The 15,660-nt window shown below is 30.0% G+C and carries 6 protein-coding genes and 1 CRISPR repeat array; of the genes, 4 read left to right on the top strand and 2 right to left on the bottom strand.

What is annotated here, in order from left to right:
* Window positions 1-44 precede the first annotated feature (44 nt).
* Window positions 45-947 (bottom strand): tyrosine-type recombinase/integrase, encoded by a 903-nt coding sequence (locus G0Q09_RS13455; RefSeq protein WP_115000913.1) that lies wholly within the window; start codon window positions 945-947, stop codon window positions 45-47.
* A gap of 373 nt (window positions 948-1,320) precedes the next feature.
* On the opposite strand from G0Q09_RS13455, the gene G0Q09_RS13450 reads away from it, so the two are divergent.
* Window positions 1,321-2,160, top strand: coding sequence for a hypothetical protein (locus tag G0Q09_RS13450; protein WP_219035256.1), 840 nt, complete (start codon window positions 1,321-1,323; stop codon window positions 2,158-2,160).
* Here G0Q09_RS13450 and G0Q09_RS13445 read toward each other — a convergent pair.
* Window positions 2,150-3,448, bottom strand: coding sequence for a DNA methyltransferase (locus G0Q09_RS13445; protein WP_219035255.1), 1,299 nt, complete (start codon window positions 3,446-3,448; stop codon window positions 2,150-2,152). The two genes, G0Q09_RS13450 and G0Q09_RS13445, sit on opposite strands and share 11 nt — an antisense overlap.
* A gap of 371 nt (window positions 3,449-3,819) precedes the next feature.
* Here G0Q09_RS13445 and cas9 point away from each other — a divergent pair, with 371 nt between their 5' ends.
* Genes cas9 through cas2 form a run of 3 tightly spaced genes read left to right on the top strand, consistent with a single transcriptional unit; the run spans window position 3,820 to window position 10,106 of the window.
* Complete coding sequence (cas9, locus tag G0Q09_RS13440; protein WP_219035254.1) at window positions 3,820-8,871, top strand: type II CRISPR RNA-guided endonuclease Cas9; 5,052 nt, start codon at window positions 3,820-3,822, stop codon at window positions 8,869-8,871.
* 9 nt (window positions 8,872-8,880) lie between these two features.
* Window positions 8,881-9,771 carry a type II CRISPR-associated endonuclease Cas1 gene (gene cas1 / locus G0Q09_RS13435; RefSeq protein ID WP_219035253.1) on the top strand — a complete coding sequence of 297 codons (891 nt, stop codon included), beginning with the start codon at window positions 8,881-8,883 and terminating at the stop codon, window positions 9,769-9,771.
* The gene (cas2, locus tag G0Q09_RS13430; protein ID WP_219035252.1) at window positions 9,768-10,106 is read left to right on the top strand and encodes a CRISPR-associated endonuclease Cas2; all 339 of its coding nucleotides are present in this window, start codon (window positions 9,768-9,770) and stop codon (window positions 10,104-10,106) included. The genes cas1 and cas2 overlap by 4 nt, the downstream gene beginning before the upstream one ends.
* A 106-nt stretch (window positions 10,107-10,212) precedes the next feature.
* A CRISPR array of direct repeats spans window positions 10,213-15,482; the repeat unit is 47 nt; unit sequence GTTGTAATTACTTTGATAAATATACCAAATTGAAAGGAACTCACAAC.
* Window positions 15,483-15,660: the final 178 nt, after the last annotated feature.

Here is a 15,660-nt window from a genome sequence, read left to right as displayed (position 1 = left end):
GGTAAAGTTTTGGTTGGATAAATCTACTTTTTGCAATACATGGGCTACTTCCCACTGCGGCTGCATAAAGCAAAAACGGTATCAAGTGGACTGTGTACTTTTTGTTGCTCCAATTGGCAAACATGTAGGTATTCCATAGTGGTTTCAATACGCTCATGACCCATTAATTTCTGAACCTGAAGAATATTTACACCATCTTCGAGTAAATGCGTAGCATAGCTGTGGCGCAAGGTATGCGTGTATACATCTTTTAAAATTCCTGCCTTTTTACAGATGGATTGAATTACCCATTGAACTCCGCGTTGACTGTAACGAGAATCAAAACCTTTAGCATCTTTGCTGTTGCCTGTAAATAAAAAAGTAGTAGGATGTTCTACTGAAATATACTTTTTAATCCCTCTAATGAGATGATCAGAAAGTGGAACATATCGATCTTTTTTACCTTTACTTTGAACGATATGAAGCAATTTACGATCAAAATCAAGGTGCTTTAACTCAATATTTCGCACTTCCATACAACGCAGACCACAACCATAAATCAAACCAATTAAAAGGCGATGTTTGAGTAAATCGGCATGTTGAAGCATGCGCCATATTTCTGCTCTACTCAAAATAACTGGTAGCTTTTTTTCTTTAGGAATAGCGGGCAAATGAAGATAATCGTAAGGTAGATCTTCGGTTTTTAGTAGAAACCGAAGTCCGTAAACCGTGTGTTTAAAATACGATTGAGAAGGCGATTGTGCGCGTTGTTGGAGTTCAAACAAATAATTCTTTACTTGTTCTGGGTCTAATTCGGTTGGTAAACAACCAAAATGTAAGGCCATTGCCGCCACATGGCGCGAATAATTATCGAAAGTGCGTTTACTTCGCCCTAAAATTGAAATATTTCGTTCAAAACGTTGTAGTAGTTCAGAAAAACCACTAATTTCACTACAAGCGCGATTCAAATATTTGTTCGCTCTTAATTCCTCCGGAGATTTTTTTTAGTTACCATAGTATCAATTATTTAATCGTTAATATATACTAAGGTACAAAATCATCTCAGCGAAAGCTACCGGAGGTTTAGTTCAACATAGTATTTGCAAAATGCGGGGATAAGTCAAAGCTGAAAATATTGTCAAAATAATCCGCAACTGCTTTTCATATTGTTTTTTTCTTTAATTTAGACAATCTGAAAAAGCATTTGCTTCGTTTCTGAATTCTTGAACTTTTGTTTCTTCGAATTCCCGCACTTCGCAAAGCCTTTTTCCGTTGTACGACATTTTATAAAAACGAAACTTTTAATTATTTTTGTTAAATTGCAGTTTTTTTTAATAGAATATGGAAAGAACAATAGACATAGAAAATAACCCAGAGCAATTAAACGAATGGGTTTTAAGAAGCATAAATTTATTCAAAGACACAAATTATCTAGACCAAATTCTTGAAGTTTATCCTTTTCAAATTGCTTCTCCAGAAAGACTTGAACCAAGCGTAAGAAGAAGAATTATTAATGCTCATCAATCTAGAAGAACAAATGAATTAATTGAAATTCTTAAATCTTTAACCAAATTTCCATATGAAGATCCTATTTGGTATTTACTTAAAAATATAGAAGGTTGCAACATAAATAATCCAGCTCAAATTCAGAGAATTGCCAATTCATTATATTCAATGACTGCGGAAGAAACTGTTGTTAGACTGGAATCAGCACCAAAATTAAACACGCAAATGGGACCAATGTTTAATGCTTGGTTACGACAAAGATTTACACTTTTGCCACTTAATCTTTTTCAAGAATCTTCGAATGGAATATGTATCCTTGATTCTTCAGAAGAAATTGGAAAACGATATATTAATGAAATTTTAAACCAAAATTTAGACAAAAGACCCGACTTAATTGCAAAAGTAAATAATCAATTAATTATTGGCGAAGCTAAATGGATTGGACAACCAGGCGGAAACCAAGAAAAACAAGTACAAGAAGTATTAAAATTCTGTAGAAACCAAAGAGGAGACGTAATTAGAATAGGTGTAGTTGATGGATTTCCTTGGTCATTATATAATGTTAATCATCGCCTAGTTAATAATAAAGAAGCTGTAAATATTCAAGAATCAGAATATGATATTGTAAGTGCAATACTATTAGAGGAATATTTTAATCAATTTCTTAATCCATAGAAACATATTCATAAAAATTACACTTAATGTTGCCTTTTTTAAATGTTTGTTTAATTACATCAAACGATTGGTTAGAATTATCAATACCAATCCAATTTCTTTTTAATTGATTTGCCACTAAAAGTGTACTTCCTGAACCTGCAAAACAATCCATAATAAGAGAGTCTTTATTTGATGAATTTAAAATAATTCTTTTCAGTAAATCGTGATTTTTTTGTGTTGGATAATCAACATACGAAAGACCTTTATCTTTAAAAGTCCATACATCTTGGACTTTTTTACCTTTATGTTCATTTGCAAAAACCATTTTTCTTGGATTTCCTTTTTCAGACCATTCTATTAAGCCCGAATCATCTAATCTTGTAAGCTCTTCTCTACTATATCGCCAATGTCTTCCTTTTGGTGGAAAAATTCCTTTCCATTCTTTACCTGTATCACCATCAATTGTAATTCCTGGAGCGTGAATTGGATTTGTCGTATATCTTCCATAAACAGGATGAATTTTTGGAAAACTATCAATTTCTTCTTCTTTTGTTAAAGGCTCCTTTATTTCATTCCAGATATTTTTATCTCTATTTTTAGCATAAAATAAAATCATATCTGAATAATTACCGTAAGCATTTCTTGCAAAATTTTTGGGATTACATTTTATTCTAGTAATATCATTTATAAAGTTTTCATAACCGAAAACTTCGTCCATAATTATTTTAACATAATGACCAATTTTTTTATCAATATGTAAATAGATACTTCCATTTTCAGACATAAATTCTCTTAATAAAAAAAGTCTTTTCCTAATGAACTCCAAGAATTCACTATTAACTAATTTATCAGAATAAGCAAGGTTATTTTCAATATTAGAAAAATTCAAACCTGTTCCAAAAGGTGGGTCTATATAAATTAAATCAACTTTACTTTTATACTTTGGTAATAATGCTTTCAAAACATAGTAATTATCTCCAAAAATCATTTTATTTGACAAACTTTCATTTTCATCATTAATAGATTTCAATAAACCTGAAGGCTTATTGTTGAGTATTTCAGTTTCGCTTGCTTTACCTTCATAGTCTAAATAGCAATTTCGACTTTTCTTCAAATAAAGAGTTTCTGACTCAGAAACCATAGAATTACTTGATAAGAAATTTTGAAATTCCTGATAAGAAACTCTATAACTTTTATTAATTTTTACGGCGTTTAACTCTTTCTTTTGTATATATTTAGCAACTGTTTGTCTTGTAATTTTTAAAGTTTTAGCAACATCATCGACAGTCAAAAAATTAGTATCCATAATTTACAATTTGACACAAAGTAACAAATATTAACACAAAAAAACAAGTGACATTTAAAAAAAATATAAAAACGTCGTACAACATCGGTAACTGTTGCACAACTCCAATTTTAGTTTTAAAAACACAAAATAGTATAAATAACAACCTCTTTAGAAGCAATTTTATGGAGGTTTTTTATTTTACACAATAAGAAAAATAAAAAAAGCCCCACAGATAGGTGAGGCGCTAAATGTTTTCACAACGGAATAATCCTTATTGTGAGTTCCTTTCAATAAGACAAATATAAAAATAAAATATTAATATATAATTACGTGAAACCGTAATTACATAGAATATTTTTTATGTAATTTAATAGGCAAAATAAAAACTTATGACTAAAACTATACTTGGACTCGATTTAGGTACCAACTCCATTGGTTGGGCTTTGATAGAAATTGACCACGATAATAAAATAGTAAAAATATTAGGTATTGGATCTCGTATCCTTACAATGGATGCAGCCGAAATTGCAAAATTTGAAAGTGGTACTAAAACAGAAAGTAGTGCAGCGAAGAGAACCACTCAACGTTCTCCAAGAAAACTTAATGAAAGATATTTATTAAGAAGAGATAGACTTCATTGTGTTTTAAATTTATTGAATGCTCTTCCCGAGCATTATAAACTATCTATTGAATTTGAAAATGAAAAAGGGAAACGAAGTGGTAAGTTTAAAAAAGGGACTGAAGAGAAGTTAGCTTATTACAAAGATGAAAATGGCAAATTTCAATTCCTTTTTAAAGATGCTTACTACCAAATGGAAAATGATTTCAGGAAAAAATATCCTGAAATGTTTTATCACAAAAAAAATGGCAACGAAACAAAAATTCCTTACGATTGGACATTGTATTATCTAAGACATAAAGCGGTTACTGATAAAGATTTTGAACTTACCAAAGAGCAACTGGCTTGGATTACTTTAAGCTTTAATCAAAAAAGAGGCTATGAAAAAGTAATTGGGCAAGATGAAAAAATACAAAAAGAAGGAGAAATGACAGATTCCTTTGTCGGAAAAGTAAAAACTATTCATAAGATTGAAAACGAAGATGCTTACGAGATCGTTCTTGTTGATAATAATAATGAAACCATTGAACTTTTTAAATACAAGGAGGAAACGAAGATTCCAATTACGGAAATAGGAGATTTAAAAGAAGTTGAGATTGTTTCTAAATATGATGATGAAGGTACAATTGATGCGAAGAAAACCGAATATATCATCAATGAGGTTCGTGAATTTACTATAGTTGATGTTAGAAATACTGGAAGAAAAATAAAAGAAAATTTTATTTTCGAGGTTGAATTAGAAACAGGCTGGATTAAGGAGCAACAAAGTAAGTTTATGCCCAAATGGAAAGATACTAAACGAGATTTTATTATTAAATCCAAATATAATGAGAATGGTGAAAGGATATTAAAAGGTGCAGATAAAGGCAGAAATATCAATATTCCAATGGAAAAAGATTGGACTTTGATGAAACTAAAAACGGAAACTTCCTTAACTTCTTTCAATACAAAAAATAACACTAAAGGAGTTGCTTCCTTCGTGTACTATAACCTTTTACAGAATCCAAAACAAAAAATTAAAGCAGATTTAATTACGGTTATCGAAAGAGATTATTACCGTGAAGAATTGGATGTTATCTATAAAAATCAGGAACAATTTCATCCTGAATTAAAGAATAGGGAACTTTACGAACAAGCTATTCAGCTTTTGTATCCTAATAATATCAGCCATCAAAAAACAATTAAGGAATTAGATTTTAATCACTTGATTAAAGAAGATATTTTAATGTATCAAAGAGATTTAAAGTCTAAAAAATCTTTGATTGCTGATTGTGTTTACGAGAAAGAAAACTACGAACGTGCAGATGAAAAAACTGGAAAGAAATATAAAAATTCTTTAAAAGCAATACACAAAGCCAACCCTTTGTATCAAGAATTTAGGCTTTGGCAGTTTATTAAAAGACTTAAAATCATTAAGAAAGAAGATATTATCAATAATGAAATTAAAATCAATCTGGATGTTACAAGTCAATTATTGACAAACGAACTTAAAGAAGAATTATATGCTTTTTTGAATGATAAAGAAAGTGTTACAGAAAAAGATATTCTCGGGTTTCTAAATAAAAAGTATAAGGATTTAGATATAAATAGTGACAGTCATAAATGGAATTTTGCATCGGATAAAGAACCTTGCAATCCAACGAGATATAATTTTATTTTAAGAACAAAACGAGTTAAAGGTTTTGATTACAAAAGATTTTTAACACCTGAAAATGAATACACTCTTTGGCATTTCTTTTATTCTGTAAAGAAAAAAGATGAATTCACTAAAGGTTTAAGTAATATTATTAATCGGTTGTTAGAAAAATCCGGGTTGTCAAAAGAGTTTCACGCAGATTTAGTGAAAAACTTTAGCTCTTTCGGAGGATATACTAATGATTATGGAACCTATTCCGAAAAAGCCATCAAAAAGATGTTGCCCTTTTTAAGACTGGGAAAATATTGGAATGAAAAGGAAGTTGAAACTATTTTATCTAAAACTAATCAAGAAGCAAAACAAAAAGTATTAGATAAGGAAGAAATCAATGGAGAATTGAAAGATTTCCAAGGGCTTTGGGTTTCAAGTGCTTGTTATTTGGTTTATGGTCGTTATTCCGAAGTTGGAGAAGTTCAATTTTGGCAATCGCCTTATGATATCGAGAATTATTTAAAAAATGAATTCAAACAACATTCTTTAAATAATCCAGTAGTAGAAAAGGTTTTGGTAGAAACACTTCACGTTGTGAAAGATATTTGGAAATATTACGGAGAAAAAGTTGGGACTGATGAAGAAGGCAATATTATTTACAACAAATTATTCGACAGAATTCATATTGAATTAGGTCGAGAAATGAAGAAAAACAATAAGCAAAAGGAAAAAGACGATAAAAACAATAAAGAAAACCAGAAAACCAACGAACGTATTGTTGAGCTTCTTCGGGAATTAAAAAGAACAAATCCTTCACTGCAGGAAAAATCACCTTTTCAGCAAGAGAAACTGAGAATTTTAGAAGAGGGGTTAATATCATCAATTGAGTATGATAAAGACACAAAAGAGTATTCAAATACAGAAGAAATTACAGAAGATTATCCATATTTTAAGATAACTAAAAAGGAAATTAAAGAAATAACAACTAAAGAATTTTCTAAAGTAAGTAGAAGCGATTTTGAAAGATATAAACTTTGGCTTGACCAACGTTACCAATCGCCTTATACAGGGAAATTCATAAAACTATCAGATTTATTTGACCGTAAAAAATATGAAATAGAACATATTTTTCCGCAAGAGCGCATTACTTTGAATGCGTTGTACAATAAAGTAATATGTGAAACTGAAGTCAATAAAGAGAAAAAAGCTGCAACGGGATATCAATTTATTGCTAATGCTAAATCTAAAAAAGTATTTTGTTCTGCACACAATGAGTCGATCGAAATACTTTCCATTGATGAATATGAAGTATTGATAAAAAACAATTTTTCTGGAAGGAAAAGAGAAATCTTGTTGAGTAAAGAAATTCCCGAAGAGTTTACTAATAGTCAATTGAACAATAGTCAATACATTTCTAAAATGGCAATGAAACTGTTGAGCAACATTGTTCGAGAAAAAGATGAAGATACCTTTCGTTCCAAAAATATTTTGGCAACAAATGGTACCATTACATCAACATTAAAAAGACATTGGAAGCTTAATGATGCTTGGAATGAAATTGTTTCTCCAAGATTTAAACGATTGAATGAATTAACCAATTCAAATTTGTTTGGAGATTACAGAGAGATAAATGGTCATAAAGTTTTTATCAATACAGTTCCAGAAGAAGCTAACAAAAATTTTGATCCAAAGAGAATTGATCATCGTCATCATGCTTTAGATGCTTTGATAATTGCTCTAACAACTGAAAATCACGTACAATATCTCAACAATATCTCATCACAAGATAAAAATGATGAAGAAAAATTAAAAACAAGAAAGGGAATTAAATTTCAATTAACCAACTCAAGGAATGGTTTTAATGATGAAAAAGAATGGTATTTCTTGCCTCCTGCACAAGTAAGAACTAAAGATGGAATTGATGAATTTGAATATCAATTTGGAGAAACAAAAAGCAAAATATTTAAAGAAATAGCTCAAAATGCATTAGAAAATACAATTGCAAGTTTCAAACAAAAAAATCGTGTTATTCGACAAAGATGGAATAAATATTTAAAAACTGAAGAAGGGAGGCTTAATGTTTTTAAACAAGAAAGATTAAAAGAAGTTACTAACTATAATGTAAGAAAAAGACTTCATGAAGACACCTTTTATGGTAAAGTAAAATTGCAAAATAATGAAAACACAAATAAGAATGTTATTAGCATTAGCTTAAAAAAAGCGCTAGAGGTAAATTATGACTTGTATGATTCATATGTTTTATCTCTTGTGAATAATTTAAAGGAAGAAAATAAAACTATAAAAGAAATTGTTGAAAAGCTTGGAAAAGAATATTCAAAAGTAGAAGTATACGAAAAATTTGTTGCAACGCGATTCGGAAATGAATTAGAGTCTTTTGCATCTATATCCTCGGATAAAATTATCAAAACAATTGAATCCATTACAGACACAGGTATTCAACGAATATTGAAAAATCATCTCGATAGTTATAAAGAACTTGTTGATGATAAGGTTAAATATGATACAGAAAAAGCGTTTTCTCCAGATGGAATATTAGAAATGAATAATAATATTGTAAATCTTAATAATGGAAAGTTTCATCATCCCATTTATAAAGTGAGGACAGCTGATGCAATGGGGACTAAATTTTCGGTTTCTGAATACGGACAAAAAAGCACCAAATATGTTGTTACTGCTGCAGGAAGTAATGCTTTCTGCGGATTTTATCAAAATGGAACAGATAGAAAGTTTTATATTCCAACTTTAAGAGAGTCAGTTCAAAATTTAAAAGACGGATTTGAACCTTGCCCTGTAACACACCCGGATGATACAGACTTCAAATTAATCTTTGTACTAAATCCAAATGACTTGGTATATGTGCCGACAGAAGAGGAAAAAGAGAATCCGAATTTGATTGATTTTTCAAAAATGAAAAAAGAGCAATTAAATCGGGTTTATAAGTTTACGGATGGAAGTGGAACTACAATGAATTTTGTGCCATCAAATGTTTCTAGTTTACTTTTTAACATGTCAAATAAGGAACAAGAAAAAACACAGATAAAATTATCAATTCAAAATGAACTTGGTTTAGGTAGCCCGCAATCTAAAAATCAAAATTCACTTGATGGTATTCAGATTAAATCTGTTTGCATAAAACTCAAAGTAGACCGTTTAGGAAACATTTCAAAAGCTTAAATTTAAACTATGCTAAAACGCACCATTTACATTGGCAATCCATCTTATTTGAAATTGAAAGACAATCAGTTGAAAATAGAAGATACTGCAACTAAAGAAATCAAAGGATCTGTGCCGATTGAAGATTTGGGTTTTTTGGTATTGGATCATTATCAAATAACCATTAGTCATCAACTTATTGTGACATTACAACAAAATAATGTGGCAATTATTAGCTGCGACGAAAGTCATATGCCTTTAGGATTGATGTTGCCAATGAATGGACACGTTGAGCATAGTGAGCGATTGAAACATCAGATTAATGTTTCGGAACCATTGCGCAAACAGTTGTGGAAACAAACAATAGAAGCTAAAATTTATCAACAGAAAGCATTGTTGAGTAAGTTTGGTTTTGTAGAGGAGCCTATGCAGAATTATTTAACGAATGTAAAATCTGGAGATTCCACGAATATGGAAGGAATTGCTGCACAATATTATTGGAAACAGTTATTTGACAATTTTACGAGAGAACGAGATGGTGATGCTCCTAATAATTTTCTGAATTTTGGATATGCTATTCTTCGAAGTATGGTTGCAAGAGCTTTAGTGAGTTCTGGATTAAATCCTACCATTGGTATTTTTCATCGTAATAAATACAATCCCTATTGTTTGGCTGACGATATAATGGAGCCTTATCGTCCTTATGTTGACGAGTTGGTATTAGAATGGATAAATAAACCATTTCGACCAACAGAAATGAATAAAGAAGCCAAAGCGCATTTGTTATCGATTGCAACAAAAGATGTGATGATGGATGGACTAAAACGACCTTTGTTGGTTGCGCTAAGTTCTACAACAAGTTCGTTGTATAAGTGTATGACAGGGGAGCAGCGTATGATTCGTTTTCCTGAAATGGTATGAGTTTTAGTCGTTATAATGCATATAGAATTATGTGGGTTTTAGTTTTATTCGATTTACCAACCGAAACAAAGAAACAACGAAGTCAAGCAACAAGATTTCGAAAAGAATTGCTTGACGATGGTTTTGCAATGTTTCAGTTTTCGATTTATTTGCGGCATTGCCCAAGTAAAGAGAATGCTGAGGTACATATAAAACGCGTCAAATCTAAATTACCTGAATATGGGAAAGTAGGAATTATTTGTATTACCGATAAACAATTTGGACAAATGGAGATCTTCTTTTCAAAAAAAGAAACTAATTTACCCACACGACCCCAACAATTAGAATTGTTTTAGAAATAAAAAAACCGATAGAATAATATGTATTCTATCGGTTTTTACTTTTTTTCTCATTTCTACTTTTCTTCTCAAACCCTTTAAAACAAAGGATAATAAAAATGAGGTTGTAATTACTTTGATAAATATACCAAATTGAAAGGAACTCACAACTAACGCTACTAAATTAATACTATTTTTTTAGTTGTAATTACTTTGATAAATATACCAAATTGAAAGGAACTCACAACTATTATTTGATGCAATAAATACATCCAATAGTTGTAATTACTTTGATAAATATACCAAATTGAAAGGAACTCACAACTATACGTGTGGTTGTAGCTTCAATATAGTTGTTGTAATTACTTTGATAAATATACCAAATTGAAAGGAACTCACAACGCAGGAATAGTTTTATTTCCGTAGTTAGGAGTTGTAATTACTTTGATAAATATACCAAATTGAAAGGAACTCACAACATTTCGTGCAGCTTCAAATCTAAGAACACAGTTGTAATTACTTTGATAAATATACCAAATTGAAAGGAACTCACAACTATGCAGCTTCCACAAAATACTCGTTAAAAGTTGTAATTACTTTGATAAATATACCAAATTGAAAGGAACTCACAACAAAAAGCAGTACTTTGTTACTTGATATATAGTTGTAATTACTTTGATAAATATACCAAATTGAAAGGAACTCACAACACGTTTATCTTCCTGGTTTTACTTCCTGGTGTTGTAATTACTTTGATAAATATACCAAATTGAAAGGAACTCACAACTAATTCAATACAAAGATTTTTTGATTTTTAGTTGTAATTACTTTGATAAATATACCAAATTGAAAGGAACTCACAACGTTTTTTAAGTTGTTGTTTACCATTGCCATGTTGTAATTACTTTGATAAATATACCAAATTGAAAGGAACTCACAACTTTCCTTGCGTGTGCAAGATTTGATACTTAGTTGTAATTACTTTGATAAATATACCAAATTGAAAGGAACTCACAACTTCATTTTCATTATTTTTTTTATTCTCTTCGTTGTAATTACTTTGATAAATATACCAAATTGAAAGGAACTCACAACACACGAATGTATATAGAAGATCGCTTTCCTGTTGTAATTACTTTGATAAATATACCAAATTGAAAGGAACTCACAACTTACGGAACGTCTCGACATGTTACATCCAGGTTGTAATTACTTTGATAAATATACCAAATTGAAAGGAACTCACAACTCAAAGAAAAGACTTTGAAAACATTTCGTCGTTGTAATTACTTTGATAAATATACCAAATTGAAAGGAACTCACAACCAAATTGGATCATTTTTGGCGACGGAGAAGGTTGTAATTACTTTGATAAATATACCAAATTGAAAGGAACTCACAACGCCAAGAATGAAGACAGAAAAGCACGCGAGTTGTAATTACTTTGATAAATATACCAAATTGAAAGGAACTCACAACTGCATGGTTACTTTTACTTTGTTCGGATAAGTTGTAATTACTTTGATAAATATACCAAATTGAAAGGAACTCACAACTAGCGGCTTTTCCTGCTTTGTCATCATCTAGTTGTAATTACTTTGATAAATATACCAAATTGAAAGGAACTCACAACTTGGAGAACCTTGTTTACCAATGCAATTAGGTTGTAATTACTTTGATAAATATACCAAATTGAAAGGAACTCACAACAGTGTTGATGGTACTTTTAACTCTTTGCAAGTTGTAATTACTTTGATAAATATACCAAATTGAAAGGAACTCACAACTTACAATAATGTACAAAATAAGCAGCCTTAGTTGTAATTACTTTGATAAATATACCAAATTGAAAGGAACTCACAACTAGGCGTCCTCTAACTTCTGAACTTCGGCAGTTGTAATTACTTTGATAAATATACCAAATTGAAAGGAACTCACAACTCATTGGTCGATGAAAGTCGGACCAGTTATGTTGTAATTACTTTGATAAATATACCAAATTGAAAGGAACTCACAACTTAGTTATATTTATATGCTTTGGTAATTAAGTTGTAATTACTTTGATAAATATACCAAATTGAAAGGAACTCACAACCCAATCAATTCTACTATTTCTTGGACAAAAGTTGTAATTACTTTGATAAATATACCAAATTGAAAGGAACTCACAACAAGCGAGTTAAAGCGTGCCGTTAGGTTTGAGTTGTAATTACTTTGATAAATATACCAAATTGAAAGGAACTCACAACTGGTTTGTTAGTATTACTGTTAGTATTATGGTTGTAATTACTTTGATAAATATACCAAATTGAAAGGAACTCACAACTTGAAACATTAGTAAATAAGTTCCTACTTAGTTGTAATTACTTTGATAAATATACCAAATTGAAAGGAACTCACAACCCGGATATTAAAGCAGCACTTCAAAATGATGTTGTAATTACTTTGATAAATATACCAAATTGAAAGGAACTCACAACCTGGAAAATGAATGGTAATCATATTGAAAAGTTGTAATTACTTTGATAAATATACCAAATTGAAAGGAACTCACAACAGTGAACACTGGGACTTACACATTTTTTACGTTGTAATTACTTTGATAAATATACCAAATTGAAAGGAACTCACAACACTTCACCAGTTTAACAAATCCAAGAACGCGTTGTAATTACTTTGATAAATATACCAAATTGAAAGGAACTCACAACTGTTGTTTAAATTTGTCTTGATTATGTTTGGTTGTAATTACTTTGATAAATATACCAAATTGAAAGGAACTCACAACTCGAAACCAGTGATAGATTTAGCAATTTCGGTTGTAATTACTTTGATAAATATACCAAATTGAAAGGAACTCACAACTAAGTTTTGATCCTCCTTTTTTTGTGGTGAGTTGTAATTACTTTGATAAATATACCAAATTGAAAGGAACTCACAACATTGTAACTGTTTTCCCTTCGACCGTGAAAGTTGTAATTACTTTGATAAATATACCAAATTGAAAGGAACTCACAACGCTGTTAAGGTACTAATGTTTTTTAAATGCGTTGTAATTACTTTGATAAATATACCAAATTGAAAGGAACTCACAACAGTGATGTTGCTACAGTTGGACTGTAAGTAGTTGTAATTACTTTGATAAATATACCAAATTGAAAGGAACTCACAACTATAATCAAGGTATCGATTTATCAAGGTTAGTTGTAATTACTTTGATAAATATACCAAATTGAAAGGAACTCACAACTAAGTGATAATCAAATTAGAATTGAAAATTGTTGTAATTACTTTGATAAATATACCAAATTGAAAGGAACTCACAACACGCCTTCGCTATTCGTTAGCTTCTGTTATGTTGTAATTACTTTGATAAATATACCAAATTGAAAGGAACTCACAACTAATAATATGTAACAGAATTTCCCTTATAAGTTGTAATTACTTTGATAAATATACCAAATTGAAAGGAACTCACAACAACCAGCTTTACAGCTTTATAAAAAACTTTGTTGTAATTACTTTGATAAATATACCAAATTGAAAGGAACTCACAACAGGTATCTGGCGCACCTTGTTGTAATTACTTTGATAAATATACCAAATTGAAAGGAACTCACAACACTGTTATTCGTTTATACTTTTTATTTTGCGTTGTAATTACTTTGATAAATATACCAAATTGAAAGGAACTCACAACACTGTTATTCGTTTATACTTTTTATTTTGCGTTGTAATTACTTTGATAAATATACCAAATTGAAAGGAACTCACAACTAATGTCTTTTCGTAAATGTCTACGAGTGTGTTGTAATTACTTTGATAAATATACCAAATTGAAAGGAACTCACAACTAATAGCTTAAGAATTGACTTGTAAATACTGTTGTAATTACTTTGATAAATATACCAAATTGAAAGGAACTCACAACCAAACGAAAAAACCTTCAGGATTCCAACCTGTTGTAATTACTTTGATAAATATACCAAATTGAAAGGAACTCACAACCATTTTTGTTTCCAATCCTTTTTTGTTACAGTTGTAATTACTTTGATAAATATACCAAATTGAAAGGAACTCACAACTTGGAGTAAATATTTTAATATTTGTTGTTCGTTGTAATTACTTTGATAAATATACCAAATTGAAAGGAACTCACAACAGAAACTACATTGCAAAATCAAGCCGTTTAGTTGTAATTACTTTGATAAATATACCAAATTGAAAGGAACTCACAACCACAAGGTCGTGTAACAATTGAAAGAGTTTGTTGTAATTACTTTGATAAATATACCAAATTGAAAGGAACTCACAACATTCGATTGCGTGTTCAATTGTTCCGATAGGTTGTAATTACTTTGATAAATATACCAAATTGAAAGGAACTCACAACTAGGCATATACTTCGCGTTTAATATCGAAAGTTGTAATTACTTTGATAAATATACCAAATTGAAAGGAACTCACAACACCAAGTAAACGAGGTTTACGCAATGAGTTGTTGTAATTACTTTGATAAATATACCAAATTGAAAGGAACTCACAACGTAAAGCAACTACAACGTTAGCAACTGCAGGTTGTAATTACTTTGATAAATATACCAAATTGAAAGGAACTCACAACGCAGCACTCAATTTTGCTTGAGGAGCAACAGTTGTAATTACTTTGATAAATATACCAAATTGAAAGGAACTCACAACCCAGCAGAACATGAGAACCTCCGTAAGTCCGTTGTAATTACTTTGATAAATATACCAAATTGAAAGGAACTCACAACGTTATTATTTACTTTCTAAATAAATTAATAGTTGTAATTACTTTGATAAATATACCAAATTGAAAGGAACTCACAACGAGAAAGTATAATTATTTTAAAGTGGTCAAGTTGTAATTACTTTGATAAATATACCAAATTGAAAGGAACTCACAACCATCCTCTGTAATGACAATTGAAAACGCAGGTTGTAATTACTTTGATAAATATACCAAATTGAAAGGAACTCACAACTAAAGATTACAACTACATCGAAGCTACTACGTTGTAATTACTTTGATAAATATACCAAATTGAAAGGAACTCACAACTTGAAGTTGTCATAATATTAATGCCGTTTAGTTGTAATTACTTTGATAAATATACCAAATTGAAAGGAACTCACAACTGCAATGATCTATTTATTTACTACTTTTTAGTTGTAATTACTTTGATAAATATACCAAATTGAAAGGAACTCACAACTACGTCATTAAGTTGATTTAGTTGTAAGATGTTGTAATTACTTTGATAAATATACCAAATTGAAAGGAACTCACAACCCATCATATACTTGATCTTTTGCCATGCCAGTTGTAATTACTTTGATAAATATACCAAATTGAAAGGAACTCACAACTATAATACCAACTTTTACACGATATATTTTGTTGTAATTACTTTGATAAATATGGATATCCCCCTGAATTTTCCAGTGTAAGTTAAGCTACATTTTTTAAAAATTGTAAATTATTATTAAACTCAAAAATAGTTTTATAATTCAAAGCTTTATGTCTTCTATTTCTGTTATACCAAAT

The organism is Empedobacter falsenii (genome assembly GCF_019308355.1).
GTDB classification, from domain to species: domain Bacteria; phylum Bacteroidota; class Bacteroidia; order Flavobacteriales; family Weeksellaceae; genus Empedobacter; species Empedobacter falsenii_B.
The sequence above is the reverse complement of the archived record's forward strand: the minus strand, read 5'-3'. Positions and strand labels throughout refer to the sequence as shown.